The following is a 14,093-nucleotide window of genomic DNA, read 5'->3' on the forward strand; positions in this document are numbered from 1 at the left end:
CGGCGTCCGGCGTCCGGCGTCCGGCGTCCGGCGTCCGGCGTCCGGCGTCCGGCGTCCGGCGTCCGGCGTCCGGCGTCCGAAATATCACCATAAAGACGCCCGCGAGCAACCGACGGCGCAGGCGCTCGCGGCAAAGGATCATTGAGTGACACGGAATATAGATCAAATAGCCAAGTCGATCTATATTTCGTGTCACTCAATGATCCACTACGAAGGGCGCCGCGGGCGGGGACGTTCCTCCGCCAGGGAGGGGCGGCGCGGGCCCGGGACGTTCGCCCACCAGGGAGGGGCAGCGCGGGCCGGGACGTTCCCCCGCCAGAGAGGGGCAGCGCGGGCCGGAACGTTCCCCCGCCACGGAGGGGCAGCGCGGGCCGGAACGTTCCCCCGCCAGAGAGGGGCAGCGCGGGCCGGGACGTTCCCCCGCCAGAGAGGGGCAGCGCGGGCCGGAACGTTCCCCCGCCAGGGAGGGGCGGCGCGGGCGGGAATGTTCGGCCATGATGGCCGCATGGCATCGGCGCCCAGGGAATTGCGGCTGAAACCATTCCGCCGGAGGGATGCGGTCGGCGCGGGGTTGATCACGTCGCCCCGTCTCTACGGGCCGGAATGGGAGCGCCTCTACCACGGCGTCTACATCGAGCGCCTGGCTTTCAAGCCGCTCGAACACCGCATGTGGTGTGAGGCAGCCGGACTTCTACTGCCGGCCGGTGCGGCGATCGGCGGACGCAGCGCCGCCTACCTCTGGAACGTCGGCCTTCTGGCATCCGAGGAACCGGTGACGGTCGTCATCCCACGCCGGACGAACCTGCGCGAACAGCCGAGACTACGCGTCATCCGCGGCCTGCTGCCGGGTGCCGACGTGGACTCGTTCCTGGGACTGAGGCTGACGACGCCCGCGCGGACGGCATTCGACCTGGGACGTGTCCCCGATCGCATCCAGGCCGCGATCGCTGTGGACGCGATGCTGCACCGGCGGGTGGTGACGCTGGCGGAGCTCCACCGCACCGCCGATGCGCATCCCGGCTGGCGCGGCGTCATGACTTTTCGCGAAATACTGCGCATCGCGGAGCCCGGGGCCGCATCGCCGATGGAGACCCGTCTGCGACTGATCATCGTGGACGGCGGTCTCCCGAGACCGGTCGCGCAGCACCGGATCAGGGACGCCGCGGATCTGTTCATCGGTGACGTGGACCTGGCCTATCCCGAGCTCAGGATCGCTATCGAGTACGAGGGCGACCACCACCGCGAGCAGGCCACGTTCCGGAAGGACATCGTGCGGTTCAACCGGCTGCAGGCGGTGGGCTGGGCGGCGCTGCGGTTCACCGCGGACGACGTGTTCAAGCGCCCGCAGAAGATCGTCGACGACGTGCGCAGGGCGGTAGCGGAAGCGCGGCGATGAGACTGGGTGCGCCGCACCTAGGTTCGTTCGGCCTGCCGCGCGCCGAAGCGGTAACGCAGCATGAACGGCATGACATCGAACGTCTCCGCCCGCCTCACGGACGATCTCGTCACCGCCTGGATCACGCGCTACGAACACGCCTGGCGCACCAACGACCCGGCCGACATCGTCGCCCTGTTCACCGCGGACGCGGAGTACCACGAGGAGCCCTACGAGACGCACTGGATCGGCCGGGACGCGATCGTCACCGGCTGGCGGTCACGATGGGGCTGGCAGCAGGGCGGCTGGGAGTTCAGCTCGGAGATCACCGAGATCAGCTGTGACACCGTGACGATCACCGGCGTCGGCGTCTACGCGGAGCTCGGCACCTTCGACAATCGCTGGACCGTGACCTTCACCGGCGACCGCTGCACCCGTTTCCACATGGTCAACACCGAGCGCGACTCGACCTGACGGCCCGGCCGGCCGGCGCGAGGACGTGCCCGCACGTCGAGTCGACGGTGCTCACCGACCCGGAGGGCAACTACGTCCGCGGGGCGTCACCGCCGGCCACCGCTCGCGCCCAGCGCGGTCAGTGCCTCCGCGCTGGACGAGCCCGCGTCGGCCGTCACGACCGTGAGCTGCTGGCCGGGCGCGCCGCGCACGTCGAATGTCTGGAAGTTCAGCCGCATCAGCCCCACGCGCGGATGCCGGATCGTCTTACGCGTGAGCGCCAGGCCGGACACGCTGTGGTCGTCCCACAGGCGGCGGAAGTCGGCGCTGCCATGGAGCAGATCCACCAGCGCCCCCACCTCGGGATGCACCGGCACGAGCCCGGCCGACAGCCGCAGCGCGCTCACCGCGGCGCGAGCCACCTCGTCCCAGTTGACGTAGTACGCGCGCCCCACCTCACCGAGGAAGATCGCGGCGAGGATGCCGTCCGGCCCGCGCAGCGGCGCGATCAGCTCGTCCGCCGCCGGGTTGGTGGCCAGCACGCGAAACGCCGGATCGCTCACGTAAGCGGCGGCGTGCGGAAACGCGGCCATCGTCTGCAGCAGCTCGTCGCTGATCGTCTCCACCGCCCCCGGCCCGCTCGGCGCCAGTCGCGCCAGCCGGAACGCATGCTCCCGCGCATCCGGCTCCAGCCGCAGCGCCGTGCACAGCGCGTCGACGACCTGCGCCGACGGATTGCGCTCGCGCCCCTGCTCAAGTCGCGTGTAATAGTCGGCGCTCACCCCGGCCAGCACCGCGACCTCCTCGCGCCGCAGCCCGGCGACCCACCGCCCGATCGCCGCCGGCAGCCCGGCCTCCGCCGGTGTGACCCGCGCCCGCCGAGCCCGCAGGAACTCCCCCAACCCGCCGCCCACCTGCTGATCCACGGCGCCACGCTACCCGACGCCGCTACCGGGACCCGAAGCACAAAAACCATAAAGCGGATATTCCTGCTTCCGCCCGGGTGCGGCCCGCACGCTCCCGCGGGCCGGCGGCCTCGTCGCCGGTCACCCTCAACCCGAACGGGGTGCCCGGCCGAGGGGAATCGGCTGGGCACCCCGGGGGAAGCGACGGGTCAGGCGCGCTCGGCGGTGAAGAGCGCGGTCACCTCCGCGTCGGTGAGGGCGCGGTTGTACGCGTGGACCTGGTCGATCGCCCCGGACCACCAGTCGGTCTTGTTGCCGGCGTACTTGGCGCGGCCGAGTGCGAGCGGCCCGGTGCTGACCACTACCGGACCGGCCGTGGTCGTCCCGCCGAGCGCGCCGTCGACGTAGAGCCGGACCGTGTCGCCGTCGCGGACGCCGACCAGGTGGTACCAGCGGTTCAGGTCCGGCGTGATCGGCAGCCGGGCCCGGTTGCCGCCCGGCGTGCTGAACGCGAATCCGCCCTGCCCGTACTGCAGGTAGAACGGGCTCTCGGTGCGACGGCCGTCCTGACTGATCGCTGAGGCGTAGTTGCCGGGCAGCCTGTCGAGCGTCACCCACGCGGCGATCGTGTACGAGCCGGCCGTGTCGAGGACCGGGCCGGTGGTCTCGGCGGAGTCGCCGTCGCCGTCGAAGGCCAGCGCGGACCCGGTCACGCCCGGCACCCAGCGGGTGTTGCCGGTCAGCGCCAGGGTGGCGTTGCTGCCGCTGGTGTCGCGGGCGGTGGTGCCGGTGCCCTCGTCGAGCGCCCAGTCACCGCGGCCGGGGAAGGTCGCGTCCGCCGCGGCGGCGGCACCTGCTGCGATGACCCTCTGGTTGACTGCCTTCACCGGGCCCGGATCGACCTTGATCTGCCGCCGGTCGTACGTCCAGAGGCCGTTGAGCTCGTTCTCCAGGTCGGTGATCTGGGTGTAGACGGATCCGGACAGCTCCGCGCCGGCCGCCTCCAGGTAGAACGTCTCGGTGTTCTGGACATACTTGGCGGTAAGCGCCGCCTTGTCCGCCACGCCGCTGTAGATGACGGCGGGCGTGCCGGGCCACATGTAACCGGGGCTGCGGAGCGTGAAGCCGCCGTGCTCGCCGTCCATCGCGATGCGGGTGGAGTCCGGCCAGGCCGGGTCCGTGTTGTTGTAGTCGTGGTGGTCGATGACGTCGCCCTTGCCGGAGTCACCCTTGGAGTCGCAGCAGTTCACACCGCTGTGCGCGTTGACGATCCGGGACGGGTCGGCGGCCTTGACCTGCTCGGCGATCTGGCCGGTGACGGTCCGGTCCCACTCGCCCCAGCCCTCGTTGAAGACCACCCAGCCGATCACCGAGGGGTACGAGTGGAGCTGGTTCATCATCTCGCGGCCCTGGCTGAGGAACGCGTTCTGCCCGGCCTCGGTACGGATGGTGGCGGAGACGAAGTCCTGCCAGACCAGCAGCCCGAGTTCGTCGGCGTGCCGGTACCAGCGGGCGGGCTCGACCTTGATGTGCTTGCGGACCGCGTTGAAGCCGAGCTTCTTGGTCTCCTCGAGGTCGAAGCGGAGCGCCTTGTCGCTCGGCGCGGTGTAGAGCCCGTCCGGGAAGAAGCCCTGGTCGAGCGTTGCCAGCGAGAAGACCGGCTTGCCGTTGAGCACAAGCTTCGGGAAGCCGCCGACGTTCTGCACCTCGACGTGCCGCATGCCGAAGTAGCTCCGGACCGTGTCGGCGTTGCGGCCCTTGCCGAGAACGACGTCCAGGTCGTAGAGGTACGGATCGTCCGGGCTCCACAGCCGAGGGTTGGCGATCTTCAGCGTGAGCGGCGTGTTCGGCGCGCCGGTCACCGTACCCACGCGGCGTCCTTGCTTGTCGAGTGCCGTCGCGGTGACAGTGCCGCCGGTGGACGCGGATTTCACCACCACGGTCAGCGCGGAGTTCGCCACGTCCGGCGTGGAGACGACCTCGGAGATCGAGGCGGCGGCGACCGGCTCCAGCCACACGGTCTGCCAGATGCCGGACGACGGCGTGTAGACGATGCCGCCGGGGCTTGTGGACTGCTTGCCCTTGGGCTGGTCGAAGCCGGTGGTGTCGCTGACCCCGACGATGATCTCCTGCTGGCCCTTACCGCGAAGCGCGTCGGTGATGTCCGCGGTGAACGCGGTGTAGCCGCCGGTGTGCTCGGTGACCAGCGTCCCGTTGACCCAGACCGACGCCTGGTAGTCGACCGCGCCGAAGTTGAGCTTGATCCGCTTGCCGGACCAGTCGCGCGGCACGGTGATCAGCTTGCGGTAGAACATGTGCTCTTCGCGGCGCTCGATGCCAGACAGCAGCGACTCGACCGGGAACGGCACGATGATCCGCTCGTCGAGCTTCCTGCCGAAGACCGGCTGCGCGCCCGCCTCCGCGCCCGCGAACTCCCACGGCCCGTTGAGGTTCACCCAGTCCTTGCGGATCTGCTGCGGCCTCGGGTATTCCGGCAGCGGGTTGTTCTTGTCCAGCCTGTCGCCCCACGGCGTGGTGAGTCGCTGGGTGGACGCGTTGGTCGCGGACCGGATGACCTGCGGGACGGTCTCGCCGCCGACGACCAGGCCGCCGTTGCCGTCGTAGGTGACGCGGACCCGCTGGTTCTTCAGGATCGGCTCGGCGAGCGTGACTGTCAGCCGGTTGCCGCGCGCGCTCACCGACGTGATCGGCATCGGCGTGGTGTCGGCCTCCACCCGCAGGTGCGAGGCGGCCTGCGCGGCGTCGGTGATCGGCTTCTCGAAGTCGGCGGTGACGGTCCGGCCGCGCGTGTCCACCGCGAACGTCACCGGGTAGATCTGGAAGCCGTCCGGCGGCGTGAACGCGGACTCGGGGACGATCTGCTTGTCCAGCCCGGCGCCGGACCAGCGAAGGAAGAGGTTCGCCCCGCCGATGTCCTGGAACATCTCGATGCGCACGTCGTGGGCCTGGCCGGCGGTCAGGTGCACGGCCGCGCTTGTCTGCTCCACGTCCCAGTCGCCGACCCAGTGGTCGATGACGGGCGCGCCGTCCAGGTAGAACCGGAAGCCGTTGTCGCCGATCATGTAGAACGTGTAGTCGCCGGTGGCGGGCGCGGTGAGCCTGCCGGTCCAGCGGGCGGTGGTGTGCTCGGTGCGGCTGCCCATCGACTCGAACGTGCCGGCCAGGCCGGGGAGATCGATGTTCGGGTCGAGGAGCACGCCGACCGGCTCGGCGAAGTCACGGGCGCCCGGCGCGGACATCCGGAAGTACTCGCCCTTCAGGCCGTGCACGAGAGCGCTCTCAGCTGCTGACGCGGAGCTCGGCGGCACCACAAGCACGGAGAGTCCTAAGAGCGCTGCCAGGAGAAATGTTCGCAGGGTGGGACGCGGCATCGAGCTTCCCTTCCGGGGACGACGTTGCCGGTCCACATTGACTGATCTTTATCCGCGATGTCAACAGAAGGAAACACAAGCGTGCACAGACGGACACAATGTCGCCAGAGTGGCGCTACAGTGGCGCTACTTCGACGCGGCCTTCCGGGTGCTGGCCGCGTTCGCCTTCTGGATCGCATCGACAAGCTCCGCCTTGGTCATGCGGGATCGGCCGGTGATCTCCAGGCGCTTGGCGACGTCCATCAGGTGCTGCTTGCTCGCGTTCGCGTCGACGCCGCCCGCGGTCTTCGCGCGCGTGTTCCGCCCGCCCGCGGCCTTGGCGTCGCTCGGGCCCTTCTGCTCCTTCTCCTCCCAGTGGTCGCCGACCTTCTCGAACGAGTGCTTGACCGCGGAGAACGCGGTGCGGTGCGCGCGCTCGCCCTCGCCGTACTGCTCCACGGCCGAGTCGTGCGTCTTCGCGTAGGTGTCCTGTGCCTTCGCGGACGACCGCTTCAGCGTGCTGGGGATGTCCTCACGGGCCGGCATGGCGTACCTCCTCGGGATGCGTGTGACATGGGCTTTCCCCGCCCGGCCGGAAAATCACCCGTGAAGCCGTTTCCGCAGGTGGACCCGGCATACTGAGGCGGTGCGGGTGCTTGTGGCCGAGGACGAGCCGCGGCTGGCGCAGCTGCTGCGGCGCGGCCTGGCCGAGGAGGGACACGTCGTGGACGTGACCGGCCACGGCGACGAGGCGCGCTGGATGGCCACCGAGGCGCCGTACGACGTGATCGTCCTGGACGTGATGCTTCCCGGCCGCGACGGCCTGGAGATCACCCGCAGCCTCCGCGCGGCCGGCCACACCACGCCCGTGCTGCTGCTCACCGCCCGCGACGCGGTACCGGACCGGGTAGCCGGCCTGGACGCGGGCGCGGACGACTATCTGACCAAACCGTTCAGCTTCGCGGAGCTGGCCGCGCGGGTGCGCGCGCTCGGCCGACGCGGCGCCGGCGCGCCCGATCCGGAGCTGCGCGTCGCCGACCTGCGGCTGGACCCGGTGCGCCGCCGCGCCTGGCGGGCCGGCGTCGAGCTGGAGCTGTCCGCGCGGGAGCTGGCGCTGCTGGAGATCTTCATGCAGCACCCGGACCAGGTGCTGTCCCGGACCGCGATCCGCGAGCGGCTGTGGAACCTGGAGAGCGACCCGGTCTCGAACATCGTCGATCAGCATGTGGCCGCGCTACGCCGCAAGATCGACCATCCGTTCGGCCGGGCCAGTCTGCGGACCGTACGCGGGGCCGGCTACCGACTGCATCCCGGCCGCTGAACCGTGCCGATCCGGTTACGCATCGCCGCGCTCGTCGCCGGCATCTCCACGCTTGTCATCGCGGTCGCCGCGCTGGCCGGCCTGGCGCTGCTGCACGCGAGCGTGCTGGCGACCGTGGACGAGTCGCTTGCCGCCCCGGTCCGCGCGCAGATCCTCGCGGCGCTCGACGCGGCCGAGCACCACCTGGTGGTGACAGTTGTCGCGGGCGGCGCGATCGCTGTCGCGCTGTGCGGGCTCGGCGGCTGGCTGGCCACTGCCGCGGCGCTGCGCCCGGTCGAGCGGCTGCGCCGGTCCGTGGCCGCGCTGCCCGATCACGGCGCCGGCCAGGCCGTGGCGATCCCCCGCACCCGGGACGAGATCGCGGCGCTCGCCCACACGCTCAACGCGCTGCTGGAACGCGTCAGCCGGGCCCGCACCCGGGAGCAGCGGCTGGTCGCGGACGCCAGTCACGAGCTGCGCACGCCGCTGACCGTGCTGCGGATGGAGCTGGAGCTGGCGGACCGGCCGGGCCGTACCCGCGAGGAACTGGCCGGCGCGGTCACCCGGGCCTCGGCGGAGGCGGCCAGGATCGCCCGGCTGGCCGAGGACCTGCTGCTGCTCGCCCGCGCGGACGGCGACGAGGCGTTCTGCCGCCCGGTCCGCCAGCCGATCGCGCCGATCCTCACCGCCGCGGCCGGCCGTGACCGCAGGCTCATCGTTGACGTCACACCGCCGGACCTGACCGCGGCCGTGGACGCGGACCGGCTCCGGCAGGCGCTCGACAACCTGCTCGACAACGCGGCCCGCGTGACGCCCGACGACGGGCAGATCACGGTGCGGGCCGTCACCCACAATCACGATCTGGTCATCACGGTACGGGACGAGGGCCCCGGATTCCCGGACGAGTTGCCGCCGGCGGAGGCGTTCGGCAGGTTCCGGCGGGCCGACAGCGCGCGGGCCCGGGACACCGGCGGCACCGGGCTCGGGCTGGCGATCGTCCGCTCCATCGCGCTCGCCCACGGTGGCGACGCCGACGCGGTCAACAATCAGGGCGGCGGCGCCACGGTCCGGCTCCGGCTGCCGATCATGTAGGCGGGTACACGATCGGCACATGATCCGCTCATCCTCGGCGCATAGCGTCCCGGCCCATGACGGTGACGGCAGATCCGACCGCGTACGGGCAGACATGGGCCGGGCGGTACGACGAGTGGTTCGACGACCGCGACTCTCCCACGGACCTGGTCGCGTTCGTGGACCGGTTCGCGCCCGACCGCAGCGTGCTCGAGCTCGGCGTCGGCACCGGCAGGGTCGCGCTGCCGCTGGCCCGCGCCGGGTACCGGGTGCACGGCGTGGACGCGTCCGGCGAGATGCTGGCCCGGCTGGCCCGCAAGCCCGGCGGCGATCAGATCACCCGTACCGAGGCGGACATGAGCGATTTCGCGCTCCCCGGCCGCTTCGGCGCGGTGACCTGCCTGTTCAGCTCGCTGTTCCTGCTTCCGGATCAAGATGCGCAGATCCGCTGCCTGGCCACGGCCGCGCGGCACACGCTCCCCGGCGGCGTCGTGATCATCGAGGGCTTCGTGCTCAACCCGCAGCGCTGGAACAACGGCCGCTCGGTCGACACCACTGACGCGGGCGTCAGCACCGGCGTGCTTCATCGTGCCGAGCAGACGATCGAGACCATGCGCCTGGACCTGGACGGCGACGCGGTCACGGTACGCCGCAACCGCCTGCGCTGGGCCCTCCCCGCCGAGCTGGACCTGATGGCACGGCTGGCCGGCCTGGACCTGGTCTTCCGCGCCCAGAGCCTGGCCGGCGAGCCGTACACCGACGACTCCGACAACCACGTCAGCGTCTATGTCAAACCGGCGACGGATTGAGCCGGGCGAAGCCCTGCTGTACTACCGGCTGCTGATGAGCGGCGACCCGCTCGACGAGGTGGCCGCGCACCGGGCCGCCGACGCCGCCGCGGCCGCCGCACAGGCGGGCGTCTACCGCTGACCACCCGCCCGCCCGGTCAGGATCCACCCCGCGAGCCGGAGAGGAACCGGTCCACCAGGCGGTCCGCCTCCTGCTGCTGCCGGAGCGCCTGCTCGCCCGCGAGCGCGGTGGACATCAGCACCACCATGCTGCGAGCGCCGTCCCCGGACACCCCGGTCACCGTGATGAAGCCGGAATCCCCGCCGTCATGCCCCCACCGGACGCCTCCACCGGGCAGCGGCCTGCTCATCAGCCCGAGGCCGTACCGCAACCCGGGCAGCACCACCTCCAACTCCGGGTCCACCGCGACCGTGCGCCGCATCTCGGCCAGCCAGGCCGGGGGCAGCAGCACGCCGCCGAGCAGCGCGCGGAAGAAGCGCCCCAGGTCGTCCGCGGTCGAGACCATCGAGTCGGGATCGCCGGGCACCTGCACCGTCACGTCGGTAAGCCCCTCGCCGAGATCCTGATAGGCGCGCGGGTGCGGCGACGGCAGATCCGCCGAGGTGCCCGGAAACGTGGTGTCGCGCAGGCCGAGCGGGCGCAGGATCCGCTCGGTGATCTCCGTCCGCAACGACCTGCCGGTGGCCCGCTCGACCGCGTCCGCGGCAAGCAGATATCCGGCGTTGGAGTAGCGCCAGCCACCTCCCGGGGCGAACGCGAGCGGCTGCGCCACCGCCCGCGCGATCCACTCGGACCGGGTGTGCACGTCGAAGCGCCGGTCAAGGTACTCCGCGGGCGTACTCCAGTCCGGCATGTCGTCCTGCAGGCCCGTGGTGTGCTGCAACAGCTGGCGGACCGTGAACCGCGGGTCGGGCGCCGGGCCGTCGAGCGTCAGCCGCCCCTCCGCGGCCAGCTGCAGCACCACAGTGGCGAGGAAGGCCTTACGCGCGCTGGCGATGCGGAAACGCGCGTCCGGGCGTACCCCGGAAAAAGCTTTAGATCTTCGGGGGTACGCCGCGGCGAGCACCCCTGTCACGCCGAGCGCGAGGAGGGGAGCCAGCGGGCCGGGCGGCGAGCCGACTGTGGCGAGCGCGACCGCGCCGCCCGCCGAGCGCAGCAGGTCACGTCGGGAAAGTGTCATGCCGCTGACCGTAGGGGTGCGCTCGCGGCGAGCCGATACCCCAGGCTGCAGCCGTTTCGGTACCCCCTGGGGTAGTGCACGGGCCATGATCGACGCTCCAGAATGGAGGCCGTGTGGCGTTATCTGCTCGGCGTCTGCGGATCTGCCCTGACCGCGCTCCCGGTGGCCCCCGTGCCGTCGCTCGCCGTCGCGTGGGCGGCCCGCCGGCGTGAACGGGCCGGACGGCTGCTCGGGCTGCCGCCGTCCGAGGGCACGGTGCCCACGGCCTGGCGTGCCGTGCTCTGGGTCCTCGCCGCGCCCGCGATCGGGCTGGCGTACACGCTGATCCTGGTGTTGCTCGTCGGCAACTCGGTGGTCGGCGGCGTCGCGATGGTGGTCTGGCGCGACGTGGAGGCGCACCTGTTCTTCGAGATCCCCGTCGACTCCTGGACGCGCGCACTGCTCCTCGGGCTGTTGCAGATCGTGGTCTTCGGCGTGGCCGCACTGCTTGCCGCCCGGCCGATGGCGGTCGCGCACGCACGGCTCTGCCGGTGGGCGCTCGGCCCGACCGCGGCACAGCGCGTCACCCGCGCCCGGCTCGACCTGCTCGACGCGCACGGCGCGGAGCTGCGCCGGATCGAACGCGACCTGCACGACGGCGCGCAGGCCCGGCTGGTGGCGATCGCGATGCGGCTGGCCGTGTCCGAGCGGGTGCTCGACGGCGTCGGCGAGGGCGACCTCACGCTTGTCCGGCGGCTGGTCGCGGAGGCGCACGAGGCGGCGGAGAGCGCGATGACCGAGCTGCGCACGGTGATCCACGGCGTCTATCCGCCGATCCTCGCGGACCACGGGCTGGCCGGCGCGCTGACCGACGCGGCGGCGCGCTGCCCACTGCCGGTCGCACTGGACCTGCCGGTCGCACTGGACCCGCCGTCCGCGCTGGACCCGCCGTCCGCGCTGGACCCGCCGTCCGCGCTGAGCCTGCCGTCAGCGCTGAGCCTGCCGTCCGGGCGCGAAGCAGCGGGCGGGCGCGAAGCAACAGCAGGGCGGCAGGTTCCGGGCGGTGTCCGGATTCCGGCCGCGGTCGAGGCGGTCGCCTACTTCGCGGTGGTGGAGGCGTTGACGAACGCGGCCCGGCACGGCAACGCCCGGCACGCCTCGGTGCGGGTCCGGCACGACGGGCGGCTGCTCTCCACGGTCATCCGCGACGACGGGGTGGGCGGGGCCGATCCGGCGCGGGGCACCGGGCTGGCCGGGCTGGCGCGGCGCGCGGAGGCGCTGGACGGCACACTTCACGTGCACTCCCCCACCGGCGGGCCGACGATCATCACCGTGGAGGTCCCGTGCGGGTCGTGATCGCGGAGGACGATGCGCTGCTGCGGGAAGGGCTTGCGTTGCTGCTGCGGCACGCCGGCTGTGTCGTGCCCGCGGTGACCGGGGACGGCGAGTCGTTCCTGGAGGCGGTCCGCGCGCACCGGCCGGACGTGACCGTCGTCGACGTGCGGCTGCCGCCGTCGTTCCGGGACGAGGGCCTGCGGGCTGCGTTGCGTGCCCGGCAGGAGTTCCCCGGGCTGCCGGTGCTTGTGCTGTCCCAGTACGTCGCCCGCGACTACGCGGCCGAGCTGCTCTCCTCTGGCGGCGCGGTCGGCTATCTGCTCAAGGACAGGGTCAGCCGCGTCGAGGAGTTCGTCGGCGCGCTGCGCCGGGTCGCGGAGGGTGGCACCGCACTCGACCCGGACGTGGTGGCGCAACTGCTGGTCCGCGGGCCACGGGACCCGCTGGCCGGGCTGACGCCGCGCGAGCGGGAGGTGCTTGGGCTGATGGCGGAGGGGCACGACAACGGGGACATCGCGGAGCGGCTGCGGATCACCGGCAACGCCGTGCACAAGCACATCAGCAACATCTTCGCGAAGCTCGGCCTCGACCCGGACGGCGGCGGCCATCGCCGGGTCCGGGCGGTGCTGGCGTATCTGGGATAGCGCTGAGGCGGACCCCGGCCGGGGTCCGCCTCAGCAGCCGGGATCAGCCCGACTTCGCGATGTACTGCGGGTGCTCGATCAGGAACGTGCCGAGCGTGCCTTCCTTGGCCGCGTCGAGCATGTCAAGCGACTCCTCGTCGATCGTCTCGAACTCCTGGCCGCCGACGTTCACCGAGCGGAAGTTGCCCGCGTTCGTCTTGATCAGCATCAGGTCGTTCGCCGCGACGCCCTTGAGCGTGAAGATGAAGTCGGCCACCTTGATGCCCTGGGTGTCGAGGATGAAGGCGTCACCTGCCGCGTCCATCAGGCCGCCGAGCTTGCCCAGGTCGGTGAGGACGCCCGACGACGTGGCCTGCTTCGCGATCGCCTTCATCAGCTGCTGCTGGTGGCGCTGGCGGCCGTAGTCACCGTCGCTGAGGCTCTTCCGGATGCGGGCGTAGTCGAGAGCCAGCGTGGCGCTCATCTTGCGGCAGCCGAGCTCGTGCACGTACGGCTTGTAGCCGGCCGGGAGACCCTCGACCGAATCGGAGGCCTCGTTGTACCAGCCCTGGTACAGATGGCCCTCGGAGTTGATACCCAGGTGGATCGAGGTGGCCTTCTCGTCGACGCACATGTCGACGCCGCCCATCGCGTGGATGATGCTCTCGAACCCGCCGAAGTCGATAAGCGCGGCGCCGTTGAACTTGATGCCGGTCAGGTCGTTGAGCGTCGTGGAGAGCAGGTCCATGCCGCGGGCACGCTTCTGCTGCTCGGTGCCATCGCCCTGGTAGCCGTACGAGAAGGAGGAGTTGATCTTCTCGGTCGAGCCCTGGAAGCCGGTCTTCGGGTACGCCGGGATCTTCACCCGCGAGTCACGCGGGATCGAGATCAGATAGGCCTGATCGTGCGTCGCCGGGATGTGCAGGATGATGATCGTGTCGGAGAGCACAGACGTGACGGCCGAGCCCTTCTCGCGGGCGTCGATGCCGACAAGCAGCAGGTTCACCGCGCCGTCGATGTTGTTCGCCTCTTCACCGCCCGCGCCGGACGAGTCGTTGAGAAGCGAACCCTGAGTGATCGCATCGTTCGCCTGCGCGATCAGTGTCTGCGCGGCGACGAGCGTGCCGCCGCTCATCACCAGCAGCACCGCACCGAAGATGAGGAGCAGGCGCGCCCACAGCGGATCCTTACGACGCTTGGACGCCACTCGCAAATCCTCCCGTTGCCTGGCCGTTACCCTGAAGCGGCCACAGGCTAACAATCACGGTCAAGGCATTCAAGGTCGCTTTTCGGTGCGACCCGGTGGCTCTCCGTCTATCTCGCCTGCTCTTTTCCACCGCTCCTTCGCCGATTTTCGCCCCGTGATCGCGAAATCGGCCGCACGGAACGGCAGCGGGAGCCGGATCACCTAATGCGCGCTTAAGAAACGGCGCCGCCCGGACGATGAGCCGCGGGCCGGGTTTCGGTGACCGGCGACGAGGCCGGCTCCGAGCGACGTGCGGAGCGCCAGCGGAGCCCGGCGCGAGGTTTGCCCGCGGGAGCATGCGGGCGTGAGTGCCGCGGAAGCGGGTATATCCGCTTTTGAATGATCCGCACTGAGGTGATCTCAGCAAGATTCGGGTAGGTGTTTGTATTCGAAGTGGGTCAGGTGGAGTGCGGCGGCGACGATGTCGCCGATTCTGCGTGGGCTG

At 71.1% G+C, this 14,093-nt stretch carries 13 protein-coding genes; 8 read left to right on the top strand and 5 right to left on the bottom strand.

From position 1 onward, the window contains the following. Window positions 1-505: 505 nt before the first annotated feature. Both ACIA8K_RS40615 and ACIA8K_RS40620 read left to right on the top strand, forming a co-directional pair. Window positions 506-1,396 carry a DUF559 domain-containing protein gene (locus tag ACIA8K_RS40615; RefSeq protein ID WP_396068848.1) on the top strand — a complete coding sequence of 297 codons (891 nt, stop codon included), beginning with the start codon at window positions 506-508 and terminating at the stop codon, window positions 1,394-1,396. Window positions 1,397-1,465: 69 nt separating this feature from the next. Further along, window positions 1,466-1,849 (top strand): nuclear transport factor 2 family protein, encoded by a 384-nt coding sequence (locus ACIA8K_RS40620; RefSeq protein ID WP_396068849.1) that lies wholly within the window; start codon window positions 1,466-1,468, stop codon window positions 1,847-1,849. An 86-nt stretch (window positions 1,850-1,935) separates the two neighbouring features. Here the strand turns inward: ACIA8K_RS40620 and ACIA8K_RS40625 are convergent, their stop codons facing one another. The 3 genes from ACIA8K_RS40625 to ACIA8K_RS40635 all read right to left on the bottom strand — a co-directional run bounded on the left by ACIA8K_RS40625 (window position 1,936) and on the right by ACIA8K_RS40635 (window position 6,650). Continuing rightward, window positions 1,936-2,754, bottom strand: a complete 819-nt coding sequence (locus ACIA8K_RS40625) for a helix-turn-helix transcriptional regulator (RefSeq protein ID WP_396068850.1) — start codon at window positions 2,752-2,754, stop codon at window positions 1,936-1,938. 188 nt (window positions 2,755-2,942) lie between these two features. Then, the gene (locus ACIA8K_RS40630; protein ID WP_396068851.1) at window positions 2,943-6,125 is read right to left on the bottom strand and encodes a LamG-like jellyroll fold domain-containing protein; all 3,183 of its coding nucleotides are present in this window, start codon (window positions 6,123-6,125) and stop codon (window positions 2,943-2,945) included. Window positions 6,126-6,251: 126 nt separating this feature from the next. Next, window positions 6,252-6,650: a ChaB family protein gene (locus ACIA8K_RS40635; protein ID WP_396068852.1), complete on the bottom strand. Its 399-nt coding sequence runs from the start codon at window positions 6,648-6,650 to the stop codon at window positions 6,252-6,254. Between the two features lie 100 nt (window positions 6,651-6,750). Here ACIA8K_RS40635 and ACIA8K_RS40640 point away from each other — a divergent pair, with 100 nt between their 5' ends. Genes ACIA8K_RS40640 through ACIA8K_RS40655 form a run of 4 tightly spaced genes read left to right on the top strand, consistent with a single transcriptional unit; the run spans window position 6,751 to window position 9,405 of the window. Further along, complete coding sequence (locus ACIA8K_RS40640) at window positions 6,751-7,425, top strand: response regulator (RefSeq protein ID WP_396068853.1); 675 nt, start codon at window positions 6,751-6,753, stop codon at window positions 7,423-7,425. 3 nt (window positions 7,426-7,428) lie between these two features. Continuing rightward, window positions 7,429-8,496, top strand: coding sequence for a sensor histidine kinase (locus ACIA8K_RS40645; protein WP_396068854.1), 1,068 nt, complete (start codon window positions 7,429-7,431; stop codon window positions 8,494-8,496). 56 nt (window positions 8,497-8,552) lie between these two features. Further along, window positions 8,553-9,284, top strand: coding sequence for a class I SAM-dependent DNA methyltransferase (locus tag ACIA8K_RS40650; protein WP_396068855.1), 732 nt, complete (start codon window positions 8,553-8,555; stop codon window positions 9,282-9,284). Further along, complete coding sequence (locus ACIA8K_RS40655; protein WP_396068856.1) at window positions 9,262-9,405, top strand: hypothetical protein; 144 nt, start codon at window positions 9,262-9,264, stop codon at window positions 9,403-9,405. The genes ACIA8K_RS40650 and ACIA8K_RS40655 overlap by 23 nt, the downstream gene beginning before the upstream one ends. A 16-nt stretch (window positions 9,406-9,421) precedes the next feature. On the opposite strand, the gene ACIA8K_RS40660 is transcribed toward ACIA8K_RS40655, so the two are convergent. Continuing rightward, complete coding sequence (locus tag ACIA8K_RS40660; RefSeq protein WP_396068857.1) at window positions 9,422-10,465, bottom strand: serine hydrolase domain-containing protein; 1,044 nt, start codon at window positions 10,463-10,465, stop codon at window positions 9,422-9,424. Between the two features lie 111 nt (window positions 10,466-10,576). Here ACIA8K_RS40660 and ACIA8K_RS40665 point away from each other — a divergent pair, with 111 nt between their 5' ends. Further along, the gene (locus ACIA8K_RS40665; RefSeq protein WP_396068858.1) at window positions 10,577-11,800 is read left to right on the top strand and encodes a sensor histidine kinase; all 1,224 of its coding nucleotides are present in this window, start codon (window positions 10,577-10,579) and stop codon (window positions 11,798-11,800) included. Further along, complete coding sequence (locus ACIA8K_RS40670; protein ID WP_396068859.1) at window positions 11,788-12,423, top strand: response regulator; 636 nt, start codon at window positions 11,788-11,790, stop codon at window positions 12,421-12,423. The genes ACIA8K_RS40665 and ACIA8K_RS40670 overlap by 13 nt, the downstream gene beginning before the upstream one ends. Before the next feature lie 43 nt (window positions 12,424-12,466). On the opposite strand, the gene ACIA8K_RS40675 is transcribed toward ACIA8K_RS40670, so the two are convergent. Beyond that, on the bottom strand, window positions 12,467-13,609 hold the full coding sequence (locus ACIA8K_RS40675) for an LCP family protein (RefSeq protein ID WP_396068860.1): 1,143 nt from the start codon (window positions 13,607-13,609) through the stop codon (window positions 12,467-12,469). Window positions 13,610-14,093 lie beyond the last annotated feature (484 nt).

The sequence above is a fragment of the Catenuloplanes sp. NPDC051500 genome (genome assembly GCF_044454585.1).
GTDB lineage: Bacteria > Actinomycetota > Actinomycetes > Mycobacteriales > Micromonosporaceae > Catenuloplanes.

Bases quoted from the DNA above. Each gene is read 5' to 3' on its own strand.
- ACIA8K_RS40615 (WP_396068848.1), top strand. From the start codon at position 506: ATGGCATCGGCGCCCAGGGAATTGCGGCTGAAACCATTCCGCCGGAGG.
- ACIA8K_RS40620 (WP_396068849.1), top strand. From the start codon at position 1,466: ATGACATCGAACGTCTCCGCCCGCCTCACGGACGATCTCGTCACCGCC.
- ACIA8K_RS40630 (WP_396068851.1), bottom strand. From the start codon at position 6,125: ATGCCGCGTCCCACCCTGCGAACATTTCTCCTGGCAGCGCTCTTAGGA.
- ACIA8K_RS40635 (WP_396068852.1), bottom strand. From the start codon at position 6,650: ATGCCGGCCCGTGAGGACATCCCCAGCACGCTGAAGCGGTCGTCCGCG.
- ACIA8K_RS40650 (WP_396068855.1), top strand. From the start codon at position 8,553: ATGACGGTGACGGCAGATCCGACCGCGTACGGGCAGACATGGGCCGGG.
- ACIA8K_RS40655 (WP_396068856.1), top strand. From the start codon at position 9,262: ATGTCAAACCGGCGACGGATTGAGCCGGGCGAAGCCCTGCTGTACTAC.
- ACIA8K_RS40660 (WP_396068857.1), bottom strand. From the start codon at position 10,465: ATGACACTTTCCCGACGTGACCTGCTGCGCTCGGCGGGCGGCGCGGTC.